Below are 13,810 nucleotides of genomic sequence, written 5' to 3'. Positions count from 1 at the left end.
TAAAAAGGAATATGAAATGACTGACGTTAATGTAAATGACAACTTAATTCTTGTTTGTGGCGAATCTGCTACGGGTAAATCTGCTTGTTTGCGTAATCTCTCAAGTAAGACCTTATACCTTAACTGTGAATCAGGTAAGAAACTACCTTTCCGTGACAAGTTCCGTAAGTCCATTGTGATCACTGATCCGTACCAAGTCTATCAAGGCTTTGAATGGGCACAAGGACGCGAGGACGTTGATAACATTGTTATTGATGGCTTCAACTACCTTATGGACATGTTTGAGTCACAGTACATTGTAGGTGCAGAAGATTCACGTGCAGGCTGGCAACAATACGCTGAGTTCGTGCGTAACCTCATGCAGTTACATGTAGCCAACTCAGATAAGAACGTTATCTTTACGGCGCATACACGCACTACATACAACGAACAGACTCTATCTATGGAAACCAAAGTACCAATTAAAGGTGCGTTGGCCAACACAGGTATCGAATCATTCTTCTCCTTCATTGTTTCTACGAAGAAAGAGAAGCTCAAAACACTTGAGAACTTCAAGAATGACCTTCTTGAGATCTCTCCACGTGATCAGGCTGTGGGCTACAAACACGTATTCCAGACGCTTATTACCGCAGACACAGTGCAAGAACGTATGCGCGGCCCTATGGGTATGTTCGATGACAATGAGACATTCATTGACAACGATGTGAACTTACTTATCAAACGCTGCCATGAGTACTACGGCACTGATGAAGCAGCCGCGTAAATACTACGCAATCAACCCATGGAACTAATAGACATTCTATTAGTTCCTCTGTAGTCTCTCGCTACGCAATTACTTATTTACTTATCTACTTACTTACTTAACTCAAGACAAGGAAATCCTCATGAGTGTTTTAGCTGGCTTATCTTACGACTCTAACATTAAAAACGAAACCGACAGTGTTGGCGGTAAATTCAAACTCTTTGCATCTGGCGTATATAACGCAGTTATCAAAATGGCGTACATCCAAATCGCTGACTCTGGTGCTGTAGGCATCAACTGTACTTTTGGTATTGGCGAAGACGAATACAAAGAAACTTTCTATGTATCAAATAAAGAAGGTAAGGCGTACTACGTCGACAAAAACTCAGGCGAGAAGAAGTACCTTGCAGGCTTCTTACACATGGATGCAATCTGCTGCTTAGCCGCTAAACGTGCACTCTCTGAAATGGACACTGAATCTAAGATGGTGAAAGTGTACAACAAAGATGCCAAACAAGAAGTCCCTACTAAGGTAGATGTACTGGTAGACCTGCTTGATAAAGAAGTGAAGTTGGCAATTATCCAACAAAAAGTCTTCAAACAAGAGAAGGTTGATGGCAAATACGTTGACACAGAGGAAACTCGTGAAGAAAACAACGTAGACAAAGTGTTCCGTGCTTCTGACAACAAAACTACTGCCGAAATTCGTGCTAAAGCCGAAGAAGCAGCATTCATTGATGTGTGGAAAGGTCGTTGGGACGGCGAAGTCAAAGACCGTACCAAAGGTAAAAAACCTAAAGGCGCTGCTGCTGGTAAAGCTGGTGCACCTGCTAAACCTAAAGCTGCAACCTCAGGCTTATTTGACGACTAATCCCCTTCACCATTTAGGGCACCTACGAGTGCCCTTTTCTATTACTCAATTTTTGGACAGAAACCATGGAACAACAAACTCAAGCACCTAAACAACGTGTAGTACAGATCACTTCTTTAGAACACTTCGCAGCTATCACAGGTGATTGGTTCTTTACTAAACATCAACAGTTAGAGCAACTGATTAACTTCCCAGAACATGAGCAGTTAATGGTGACTGACAACAAAACAGGTGTGGAACAAATCCTTGTTGGTGCAGAACGTGCAGCATTTATGGAAGGCTTAAAAGTTGCCGCTACACTCTTTGATAAGCTCCCGTTCGATTTCTTCCCAGTTGATGCCGAAGGCAATCCAATCGTTCCAGGTCAAGAACCACCTGTAGTACGTGCACCAACACTGGTGCCAGACGAAGCAACTAACGAAACTGCTCCTGAGTAATGGCCATACTCAAAGTAGTTGGCATGGACCCTGCCCTAAGAAATTGGGGCATGGTTCGTGGCGGTTATGACACTGAGACCGGTGAGCTTCATCTCGGAGAATCTCTGTTAGCCACAACCGAGAATACTGAATCTAAGCAACGGCAAAACCTCTTAGACATTCACGATGCCAAAACACTTTTTGAAGCAGTTTATCCTTTTGCCAAGAAAGCTGATGTTGTAGCCATTGAGTGCCCTGTGGGTAGTCAGAACGCTGCAGCAATGAAAGCATACGGCATTGTCATTGGCTTAATTGCCTGCCTGCAAGTAGCAGGTCTTCGTACAGTTATTACCACACCTCTTGAGGGTAAAGCGGTGATCACCGGTAAGAAGGATGCCAAGTCGAATGCAGCTTTAAACATCACGAAAAAAGAAGTGATTCAATGGGTGCAAGAACACCACCCAGATGTACCCCTACCTCGATACAAGCGACACGGCGAAATGCTAGTGAATATGAGTGATGCAGAGCATATTGCTGATGCTGTCATTGCACTTCATGCAGCCAAGTCACGCCTTGTACTTTAACTGATAGCCCTTCGGGGCTATTTGTTTTCAAACTTAAGTAAATCTTCCCGGGCTTTGCAAAGCGTTTACTTAATTCTGAAATCAAACCAAATTCTTAAAGGATTAAACAATGCAAATTCAAACACGTGCCAAGATCACTCTAACTTTTGCCGACATCACGGCTGCTATTACTGAGTACGTCACCAAGAATGGCTTCCCTATTACCGAAGCAGATCTGGTCGATACAAAAGGACTGCCAGACGAGTTGGAAATTCTGGTAGACACCAATACAGCCCCAGCCGTACAAGCCAGTACCCCACGGACTCGCCCATCCCGAGCCAAGAAGGATACACCTCCCCCAAAGGAGCAAGAAGTAAAGTCGGCTGAAACACCTCCTACCGAGGAATCGACTCAAGTACCTGATGAAGTGGTAGCCGCGTATCGCAAGAAAATGGCCGAAGAAGCTGCAGCTAAACAGCGTGCAGAGGAAGCGGCAAACAAAGTGGTAGAAGAAGCACTGCATCACTCTGACGAGTTAGATGATGATGAAGGCCCACAGGAAGATGAACCAAGCCCAGATGACGGCCCAACATCGGTAAAAGGAATCTTTGACGATGAACCTGTTGTGAAAGCCAAACCAGTTGAAGTGAAACCGAACCCTTCATCTGTATTTGCAGATGATGATGATGCCGAATCAGAAGTTAAGCCTAAACCGGCTATAGACACTACTGCCTTATTTGCTGATGAAGTACCTGCACAAAAAGCATCTGCTACACTAACAAGTGAAGCTGAAACTAAAGTAACGACTAAAGGTATCTTTGACGACTAATGCACACGACACTTTGGATTTTCTTCATCCTCTGTGTCCTCGGCATACTCTATGTCACACTGACTGCACTTAGGACTATTGCTGTATTAATAATACTCTTATTTGTTGGATGGCTACTATGGCAATGCATAGTGGCTACAAGTAAGAAAAAAGAAGGGAGCTAATGCTCCCTTGCTTATTAAAACAGTGTTTTAAGTGTCACAATGTCAGTTACCGCATCCGGAGCTTGCAGCACACTCGGACGTAGCGGATTGCCGCCAATCCGATTCATCACTGAAGGTTCAAGTACGCCAGGCGTATTGGTCAACCATTCAGTTGCATAGTGTTGTGCAAGCACCATTGCAGGTTGTTTCTGCATCAACGAGAACAATACTCGTTGGAAGCGTAACAGGAACTTTGTGAACATCAGCAAACCAACATCATTCATATACTGCAACGAACGAGAAGTCGGGATGTCGTAGTTAATGAATGCATCCGATGCTGCCTGTAGTGCATCTGCATGAGACATAGGATCTTTCTTACGAGAGATGTTGTGCTTATACAGAACGTACTTAGCCGTAAAGTCTGAGTACTGTGTAGTACCTGCCAGGAATTTATAGAGTGGTGTATCTGGTGATACGGCCAACCATTTACCTGCAGTACGGACAGACTTAGGTACTTTATTGATGTGCCCATCTAACTTCTCACCGATCTCAGTTTGATAACTGTAATTGGCTTCGTTCATGGCAATATCTTCTACAATACTTGGCATCATGCCTGCTTCAATGAACTCACGTAGTGGGTTACGAGCTAAGGCATCTTGTGCAGTAACGAGTTGATTTTCCCATTTTGCACGATCTTTAGTTTCAGATCTCAACATGACTTCGGCTTGGATTAGTAAAGCACGTTGTTTACGGTAGGACAGTCCTGCACGTAAAGCGGTTGACGTGTCTTTTGCAATATTTAAGGGGTTTACGCCATAGGCCAAGTGCAACAAAGCATTAGCCTTGATGTTGCCCCACATCACCGACATTGTACGAATTACAACGGCATCTTTAATTAACCGGATAGTTTCTTGTACAGCACGTTCCCCCTGATAAGCACGTAATTGAGCTTTATCATTGAAAACAGCATTCATAGTGGTTGCAAAGAACTTCTCCATGAAGTTTCGTTCCCCAGAAGCTTTATCGAAGATCTCCCCAATACTGTACTTCTTGAATCCGAAAGCCATGTTCACAATGTCATTGCGAACCATCATTGGATTATCTTTACCCCACAAACGCTCAACCTCTTGTTTAATTTCGTAAGGCATCATCCGCCATACCTCAGCCAAATGAGGGTCACGAACGTTAGGCCCGATAGCTACATAAGATTTAGGGTTTTTGGCAAAGTTAGCTTCATAGTCATCAAACATCGCATTAGCAATGTCCTTGTTCTGCTTCGTAGTTGGGGCCGTACTTACATTGTTACCAACGTATGCACCAAGCAGATCTGCAAAGTTGTTGTTACGGACAAGTAGTTCGTCACGGTTTGCATTGTTCATTTCATAAGTGAAATTTGTGATCTGGCCTTTAGTGTCGTAAACCGGAGTCATACGACCACCTTTTGCAGTACGCGGGTCATACAAACGATGTGGCGTATTAGCACGTGCATTCACGCGGTCTTTCAAGGCATTCTTATACTCTGCTGTAATAGTGCCTGAGCGACCATCTGAAACAACTGAACCTTTACGATGTGTATTATCGAAAGTCATTGCCCCTGACACGATACGTTGCTCTCCCCCATCCTTCAAAACAAAGAGTGCTTGATCTGTACCATAAGTATCTAATGGGTCACGCTCTAACTCACCAACTCTTACCCATCCTTCTTTCTCTAATTCCTTAGTCATTGAGACATGCGCTTGACGAGCCTCACGGTAAGTATGTGTAATCTCAGGTAAATACCCTTTGACCATTGATGTAGAGTTGTCTGCAAATAACCCTTGTGAGTCTTTTGCAGCAAAACCATGCATCTTAATCAATCCTTCAATACCTGCAGACTCAGACTGTAGTAACTCCTTAGTAATAGCCAAATTCTCTTTACTGGTGTAATCCAGTGCAAACAATGTAGCGAGCTGGTCAACTGCCTTAACAATCTTAGAGTCAATGGCTTCAACACTTGCTTTCGTAATCTGACCACCAAAACCAGATGCAATAGCTTGGGCATTCTTAGCAAGGCCATCACTAGACTTACCTGAGACCATATACCAAGCAAGATCTTTTGTGCGGTTGATCATATCATTGGCCATGTTCGGCTCAAGACTTTCAATCTCACGGATTAGCTTACGAGCTTCATAGCTCCGAGCTTTATCGTCAGTGATCAACTTAGTTACATCCGAGTACTTACGCCCATCAAGAAGCGACCGAACATCAGTACGGAGTAAGCTATAAGTTACGGCTGTATGCTGCTCCTTGGTTAAGTTTGCCCCGTTGTCTGTAAAGCCGTTAAGTACCATCTTCTTGGTGTTATCAATCCAGTTTTTACGCTCTGTTTGAATCGATACTGTTTCCCGGAGCATACCTTCCATAACCTGCTTGAACTGACTTGGGCTGGTCATTTCATTCATAAGCTCAGACATTTCCCCAAAACGTTGATTAGGGAAGTTGTGATCTCGGAAGTCCTTTGCTACCTGAGGTAACTGATCGACCGAATCACGTGCTGCAGTATTGGCAAGTTTGCCTAATACACGGATAGGTGCGTAACGGCTCTTTTCCATACCTGTTGCTTTGGCAACGCTTGCAACCGCTTTAGCCCCAAGTTTTCCACCCTTTGCCAAAGCATCAAAAGAAGTCTCCCATGCACGGTCAAAACGTGAAACTGCTTGTTGACGCTTACTGATGTCCAACGAAACCAATCTATTTAAAAGAGCTGTGGTCTTTGCATTTACCTTATCTGTGTGGTGTACACCTGCGAGACGATTCATTACCCAATCAATTGCAAAGTTGAATAGGTCTACCGCACGTTCAAACAAACTACGCTCACCCTTCACCTGACGTTCTGTAGTGAAGTCTAATTTTGCACTGAACTTCTCGCTACCTACAGCCAATGCCAAGAAGGTCGCCAGATACGAACTCTTATCCCCTGCTGCTTTAGGATTAAATACACGGTCGTATTTACGCTGTGCTAAGGCTTTCTCAGCCTTTGTCGCTGTGTTCCATTCACCTGCATGGAAATCTTCCGCAGAGAGCTTCTGACGCGCATCCTGATATGCTTGATGCATCTGTTTAAGCACAGGTGTATGTTGTCCTGAGTTCTGAATGCTATCAACCACTGTAGCGACCACTTCTGCGACATAACCCTCGCGGTCAGTTAAACCATACAATGAAGCAATATCGCTTGGGTTGTAGTCCACTGGCTTCGCTAAAGTGTCTTGTAAGTGGTCACGACCAATTGAATCGAATAAACGGTCGATAGACTTTTCCATCACACCCTGTAAGTGGGTATTGAACTCGTTAGATAACTGAGAGCCATCAAACGCACCCATTACATCACTTGCCTTTGCAGTACGCATTTTCTCAAGTGTGGCATTGGTGTTCGGGATCATGTTGAATGGAAGTTCTAAGTTTTCATTCTTCACATTGCTCGATTGCTCGGTGTACTGCATTACGTCTGCAGCATCAATGATCAGAGCTTCCATTGCTGAGATTTCACGCGCATTTGGCTTACGTTTCTCACCTGAGAATAGTGCTTTCATAACATTGGTTACGAACACTTTAAACGCTGACGCTAAACCAGTACGTGAACGATCACCCTTAGGTACAATGATTGTCTTTAAAGCATCTTGGAATTTAGGGTTTGTTAAGCCCCAAGCAAGGAACTCCTCTTTACTCTTAAGAGCTTCGCTGAATTGATCTGGTAACTGTTTGGCCACTTCACTTCTGAGAGACTCGATACGGTTGATTGCATCAGCAACTTCGCCGTGTTTTGCAGCATTAGTCGTGACACCAACGGTTGCGGCATGAATGAACTCATGGAGGAAAAGCTCCGGAGTAACATTGGCATATTTATCACCCAATGCGCGTACAGTGATTTTGTGAGCTTTTGGGTTGTACCAGCCTGCTGCACCTTTCTCCCCTTTCCATGAATCAGTTGAATACTCAACTTTCAGGTCTTTAGGGATAACCTTTTCAAGTGTCTTGAATAATAGCTCTTGAACATGGTTGCCTTTAACCTCTGCACGTACCAGATCAAGCACTTTATCCAATGGAACTTCTTTGCCCTGGTACTCATCCAATCCCTTTTGAAGATCTGTACGGTTATCCTTGATAGAAACCAAATCCTCAAAATTGGCCGAGCCATCTGCAGACTTATCTTTAATCGATTCAGCTACGTCTTTACGAGACTCAGTTGTCATTGCCTCACGTAACTTTGCAGCAAGCTTATGCATGTCTGCAGCCATAGCAGCCCGATCATGTTCAAGTGATTTAAGCTCAGCCTTTAACTGTGCATGGTGTTTGTCTGTGAGAACTACTTCACCGCCTTCGGCACCGTACTGGTGAATACTGTACATGCCCTGCAATGATTCAATTTTACGAACTTCACTTGCAAACACGGCGTTGGCCATTGCTGCGAGTACTTGGCCTGCATCCATACGATTTACATCACCTTCACTGATGATGTCGGAATCAACGAGTGCCTGACGTAATCCATTAAAAGTGGCCTTCACATCATTCCACTCAGCCTTCGTGAATTGAGTCTTATCTTTAAGAGCTACCATGCCTTGTAGTGGGCGAACCAAAGCCATGAAGTTTTCAACTTGGGAGCGATAACCTACTGCCAGATCAAAGAACTCTTGGTTTTGAATCTTACCAACCTCATGCATCTTATCTGCAGCACCGATGTTTGCATCATGCAAGTTGGTTGTAGGGATCTTAGAAACCGTACCTACCGAGTTGTAACTATCAGAGCCTTGCACATACATAGCACTGCCACGTACACCCGGATTTGTCTCAACACGTTCCAATACGCCTGTGTTATAGGTCTTGGTTTTAGTCTTACCATTTTGAGGGGACACAAGTGACTTAACCTGATTCTTACTGTCCCGTGAGAACTGAGTGTTCATATCAGAAAGGAATAGGCCAGACTCAATCTTGTTAGAAGACTTGTTGCCCATGGCAGAAACGATCACCGGTGCATACGGCTTAAGTGATTTTTGGATTTTATCCAAGGTATTCTGCGATACACCTTCCAACAAGGTATAGGCATTACCATCCTGAGTTTTAGACTTAGTTGAAGCCAAAGTACCGTCTTTAGCACCTGCACTCTCAGCCTGACGAACCAATGCATCATGTGTGATCTTGTACAGACCATAAGCTGCATTATGCATCTTAATGTTCAAGTCACGGGTCTTGATGTATGCATCTGCAGCTTTCTTAATTGCACGCTCGGAAGCTTCGCCGTGTGTTACTTCACTCACCTTTGTCAGTGCACGTACTTGGTCTGCAGTCAGTACATATTCAGCCATGCGCTTAGCATCTACGATACCGTCTGCATTACCAACCTTTGTACGAATCTCACTGACCTTTTTGGTGCCCTTCATTGTATTGTTATAGCGAATCGCTGTATTGATCGCATCAATCATAGTGTTGGCACGGAGCTGTGCACTTGCAGCCTTAACAGAGTCAGTAGAGTTTGCTTCCTCTGCGGTCTTGGCAAAGTTACTGTACATGTCCTTAATCATCTCACGTGCAATTGCTGCTTTGAGAGACGGGAAACCTGCAGAGTAGTTGAACGGCGTTGCAATCTTCTTGGCTGAATTACGTGTACCAAACTGACCTGCAAGGGTATCCATTGCTGCAGTAACGTCACGATGCTTGCTGAACTCATTCTGGTTAAGCTGATCAATGAACTCTTTTTGAAGCTGGCCAATGCCTTCGTAATAGTCAGCCTTGCCTGATGTCTTAACATCAAAGTAGTTCTTAATGTCTTGGTTTTCAGACTTCGGAATCATACCGAACTGCATAGCCAATTCAGCAGTCAAAGTACCTGACAACAAGTTAGAGATTGCCGGGCCATTGGTTACACCATCACTTTCCATACCCAGATGAGTAGAGAACTCGGCACCATCTTTTGTACCCATGAAGCGAGCCAACTCACTTAATGCCAATGCAGAATGCGGACCCATTCCCATCTCAGCTACTTGCTTTGCAACCAAGTCAACATCCTTAGGGTTTGGAATCTTAAGCACATCTACATCAGCCTGAACACGTTGCATTGCTGCAATGCTTTCACGTACCGGAGCAGTATTTAAATATGCTTGGAATACTGGAAGGAATACTTCACTTGGGGCTTTATCTACGGTCTTGCCACCTTTGTAGCCCTCAGGGAATACAAGTGTACCTTTCACATCTTCCGCACCTGCAGCGACCGCACGAAGGAACTGGCCATAAACTGTAGCCTTCCCATCTTCAAGTGCAGACATACCTTTTGTGAACTTGGTTTCGTGAGCAGCCATACCAGCCAATGAACGATGAATCTGAGAAGTCTGGATGTTGAATAAGTTTGATTTGAAGCCTACACGTTGGTTTGCCCATACTACCGGTTCAAAGTAGATCGGTTGGAACTCGCCATCTTTAACCTCTAAACCATTAATGAAATCAAGACCACGCTCCAAGCTTGTCCACTCATTAGCGAACTTGGCTTTCATGTTCTCACGTTGGGTAATATGGAACTTGTCGATATTGGCCTTAGAGTCATCAATACCCAGAATCTTTTTAAGGGATTCCGGTGCATGGTTGTAAAGCCCTTGATACAAACGAACCATCTCTGGACGTACTCGATACGGGTGTTGTTGAGCTTTCTCCAACGCCTGACGTGTGTACTCAGGGATTTCAGTCTTACTATTCTTAATAGTGGTTTGTGTGAATGCTGTCGGCTTCTCAAGTGCCGGAGCCACTAAACCATTATCAGTACTAAAGATGTCACTTAGGATGCCCTGAGTGCCTTTGTTGTGCTCCAAGATCTGCTCGATGTGGGCATTGCGTACAATCTCCCCGCCTTTTGACTCATGGTTTGGGGCAATGAAAGTGTGTGTCTCAAGAGCATTTTCAACGGCTTCCGGAGCTTTACCAGTCACCTGAGATTTAGCACGTTCAAAGTCAGTAGACTTGATAGCTGTCTCTTTTACTAAACCCATATCAACCAGTGTATGTAAGGCCAATGCACCTAACGAGGCTTCCATCTTGCCTAAATAATTAGGGTCAGAATCTTTATCGCTTTTAAGCTGTAAAGCCTGTGCTGCACGTTGGCCAAGAGATTGAATAACCGTACGGTATGGCGTACCTACACCATCGAGCATCTTACGCACTTGAGTAGGGATAGCATCCTCAGCGTCTACATGCAGTAAACGGGCAATATCAGCATCAGTGGTACGAGTGGTTGCGCCATTCTCAATAAGCCACTGATACGCGCCTACAGCCAAAGCAGTGCGTGTGTTTTCAGGTAACTTACCGTCTGCTGCCAAGAACTGAGCCATATCCTGATAGTTGTACTTTGCCTTATCACCGGTCTTAGGCGTGAACAACTTGGTTAGGGCTGAATCGTAACCTTTGGTGAACTCATTAAAGTGTTGTACCTGAGTGTGTTGTTTATCACTCAAAGGCTTCTTAACTTGACTATCAATGAACGCACGTTTGTCCTCAGCCTTGTCATAGGCACTACGGAAGTCAGGAATATCAATTAAAGGATTCGTTCCATCTTGAGATACTTTTTGCTTAAGGTGAGCTTTAACCAGATCACGAGATTCAAATGCTTTACCACGTTCCGCCTTACGAACTTCCGGAGTTACATCCTTCAAGTTCGGGACCACAGCTTCCCCTTTTGGCACTGCCAACGGCGTAGGAACTGAGACCGGTTCAGGTTGTTTAGGTAAAGTTGAACCGGTCTCAGCTTTAATCTCAGATTTGACAACTGAACGGAAGTCTGCAGAGTCTAGCTTCTGGAATAAGCCATGTGCCTTACTTACATTCGCCGCATCAGTCTTAATGCTGTTAACCAGTTTCTCAGAACCTTTATGGATTGTGAAACCACCGTTTTTAGTGATTGCTGCCTCAGACATCAACTTACCAGTATTGATTTTCCATGTCCCGGCTTCGGTACGGATTACCTGGTACTTGCCCCCCGTCTCCTTTGAACGGTCGAACAATTTGCTTGCAAGGCGATCCTTAACCTCAAAGCTTGCCTGTAAGCGGTCGAACTGATCACTTAACTGGCGTAAGCGTGAATCATCCTTTAAACGGATTGCACGATCACGATCAACAAAGTAACTCTCAAGACTCTTATAGTTTTGACTTCCTTTCTTGATGTCTGCAGATACACCATCAAGCCCTTTAGTCATGTGCTCTTGTACACGAAGATCTGAAAGTTCACGCAATGTTGTACGTTGAGCATCTGTTAAATGATTAGATAAGTCATCGGCAATCTGTAGGAGATCCTCAGGCTTATACATCATTGGATAGTTGGTGACATGCTCAGCAGCTTTGGCTTTTTCAGCGTCAGATGCCTTCTCGTTGGTCAAGGTTTCAGTATGCTTAGTTGTCACATCTGCAGACTGTTTAGTGTCGGTCTTAACTTCGTTTAAGCCATTGAATGCCTCATACGCTGCAATTGCATCGTCCTTATGCTTAGACGCTGCTTTCAGCGCGTCTGACGCACTTTGAAGGTATTCAGGAGTGAGCTGGGCTTCTGCTTCTTTGATATAGTCCTGCAAGCCATCGTAGAACTCTGACAGTGCAGCGTTATTTGGGTCAGCTTGTAAAGCTGCTTCGGTGTCAGCCAGTTCTTGTCGATACTGGTTAACATCCTCTAAACGCTCAGAGATAGATTGTTGATTACGCTCTAACGCATCATAGCGGTCATGAGCCGCTTGCAATGCATCCTTAGCATTTGTACGTGCCAAATCTAAATCATCTTTAGATGCGTCCTTATTGCCAAAAATCTGGGTCTGTTTGTTAATGGCTTCACTTGGGTTGAAGTTTGTAGATGTAGGGTCAATATTCTCCTCAAAAGTTGCACGTTGTTGAGCTGACTGCTCACGAACATCCTTAAATGCTTTTTCCTTTACAACATCAGCCGCTTTACCTGCAGCCTGTAAAGTCGCATGAGGTGCAGCAATACCACCCGCCAAAGCACCGCCAAGTGCTGCAGCTTCAATCGCTTCTTGATCGGTCTCATTGGTAAAGTGTAAAGCACCTGCACCGGTCTGAATCTTAGACTGCGTGTACCCTGCAGCAGCATTGGCAGCATAGGCTTTACCCATGTTAGTAACGCCACCTTTGAGGGCATTACCTACTACCATGTTTTCAGCAAAGTTTGCTGCAAAATTGAGACCGGCCATACCCTTCATTTTGGCTGCATCTAGCTCAGAAGGAATAGCAATACCAGTACGTTCCGTGTACTGCTTCTTCGAGTTGATATGATCTTCCTGAGTTTGTAACCCTGCACCTGCAGTAGCACCAGCCATACCCGTTACTGCGTATGGTGCGATAGCTGCCAAGTCTTGACCTAAAGCTGTCGGATGTTGTGCCGCAACAATAGTATCCTGTGCTAATTGCTGGAAGTTTGCCAGCGCACGTACAACCTTAGCTTTGCCTGTTTCGCCTTGAGCTTCTAATGCGTCTGCCTTTGCACGTTGTTCACCGATGTTGTACTTGTCACGGTTACGCTGCATAGCCTGAGCACGCTCATCCTGTAGTAACGGATTGACGCGCTTATGAGAATCAAACATGTCAGGAATGCCATTACGCATATCACCTACACGGCGTTGAGCCTCTTTGTCATAAGCTGCAGCACCTTCAAGCTGTTCAAGGAAAGTCTTACCTTCAATTGGTTTCTTCTCACCTTGAATATTACCCATCTGGAACTGACGATAAGCCGGACTATGAAGTAACTTCACATCCTCTGGGTTAGTTGCTAAACCAGTTTGCTTATAACGATTGTAGGCATCCTGCACATCACGCGGGATGTTCATGCGTTCCTGATCGGCCCACCCTGCACTTAGACCACCAGCAGCTTGCGCTACACCCTTCTTAACTGTTGCCCATGCCTGAGAGCCGTACACACGTGCAATCGAAGGGGCACGCTCAGTAAGGCTGGATCTGCGTAGGTTATCGCTTGGAGTGGTGTAATTGGCTTCTTGTTCGCGCTTCTTGCGGTCTGCTTCAAGGAATGAATCGAAGCGTTGTAGTGATTGTCGGGCTGAATCAATACGGTTATGTAGTGGGTTGCCAGTGATACCGAAGTTACCCTGACGTACCACTTTTGATGCTGTAGCTGCCGCTACTTTTTCCTCTTTCTCCATGAAAGGGTTAGCTACTAGACGTTCCATGTCTATGTCTCCTCTAAAATGGAAAAAGGCAATGGTACTGCTACGCA

General features: G+C 44.8%; 6 protein-coding genes. 5 read left to right on the top strand and 1 reads right to left on the bottom strand.

What is annotated here, in order from left to right:
• The first annotated feature begins 16 nt into the window (after positions 1 to 16).
• The 5 genes from OC23_RS14900 (at position 17) to OC23_RS14880 (ending at position 3,421) form a co-directional block, all read left to right on the top strand.
• On the top strand, positions 17 to 763 hold the full coding sequence (locus OC23_RS14900) for an AAA family ATPase (protein WP_038345674.1): 747 nt from the start codon (positions 17 to 19) through the stop codon (positions 761 to 763).
• Positions 764 to 884: 121 nt separating this feature from the next.
• Positions 885 to 1,613 carry a hypothetical protein gene (locus OC23_RS14895; protein WP_038345673.1) on the top strand — a complete coding sequence of 243 codons (729 nt, stop codon included), beginning with the start codon at positions 885 to 887 and terminating at the stop codon, positions 1,611 to 1,613.
• 65 nt (positions 1,614 to 1,678) lie between these two features.
• Entirely contained in the window at positions 1,679 to 2,050 is a 372-nt protein-coding gene (locus OC23_RS14890) for a hypothetical protein (RefSeq protein WP_038345672.1), read from the top strand.
• Positions 2,051 to 2,073: 23 nt separating this feature from the next.
• Positions 2,074 to 2,613 (top strand): hypothetical protein, encoded by a 540-nt coding sequence (locus OC23_RS14885; protein WP_152607846.1) that lies wholly within the window; start codon positions 2,074 to 2,076, stop codon positions 2,611 to 2,613.
• Between the two features lie 109 nt (positions 2,614 to 2,722).
• Positions 2,723 to 3,421: a hypothetical protein gene (locus tag OC23_RS14880; protein ID WP_038345671.1), complete on the top strand. Its 699-nt coding sequence runs from the start codon at positions 2,723 to 2,725 to the stop codon at positions 3,419 to 3,421.
• A gap of 178 nt (positions 3,422 to 3,599) precedes the next feature.
• Here OC23_RS14880 and OC23_RS14875 read toward each other — a convergent pair whose 3' ends face one another.
• Complete coding sequence (locus tag OC23_RS14875) at positions 3,600 to 13,763, bottom strand: hypothetical protein (RefSeq protein WP_152607845.1); 10,164 nt, start codon at positions 13,761 to 13,763, stop codon at positions 3,600 to 3,602.
• Between the last annotated feature and the right edge of the window lie 47 nt (positions 13,764 to 13,810).

This window comes from Acinetobacter sp. A47 (genome assembly GCF_000805455.1).
In the GTDB taxonomy this organism is placed as follows: Bacteria; Pseudomonadota; Gammaproteobacteria; order Pseudomonadales; family Moraxellaceae; genus Acinetobacter.
The sequence above is the reverse complement of the archived record's forward strand: the minus strand, read 5'-3'. Positions and strand labels throughout refer to the sequence as shown.

What these genes read in the sequence shown, in the direction of transcription:
- OC23_RS14900 (WP_038345674.1), top strand. Translation starts at nt 17, where the DNA reads ATGACTGACGTTAATGTAAATGACAACTTAATTCTTGTTTGTGGCGAA.
- OC23_RS14895 (WP_038345673.1), top strand. Translation starts at nt 885, where the DNA reads ATGAGTGTTTTAGCTGGCTTATCTTACGACTCTAACATTAAAAACGAA.
- OC23_RS14890 (WP_038345672.1), top strand. Translation starts at nt 1,679, where the DNA reads ATGGAACAACAAACTCAAGCACCTAAACAACGTGTAGTACAGATCACT.
- OC23_RS14885 (WP_152607846.1), top strand. Translation starts at nt 2,074, where the DNA reads ATGGACCCTGCCCTAAGAAATTGGGGCATGGTTCGTGGCGGTTATGAC.
- OC23_RS14880 (WP_038345671.1), top strand. Translation starts at nt 2,723, where the DNA reads ATGCAAATTCAAACACGTGCCAAGATCACTCTAACTTTTGCCGACATC.
- OC23_RS14875 (WP_152607845.1), bottom strand. Translation starts at nt 13,763, where the DNA reads ATGGAACGTCTAGTAGCTAACCCTTTCATGGAGAAAGAGGAAAAAGTA.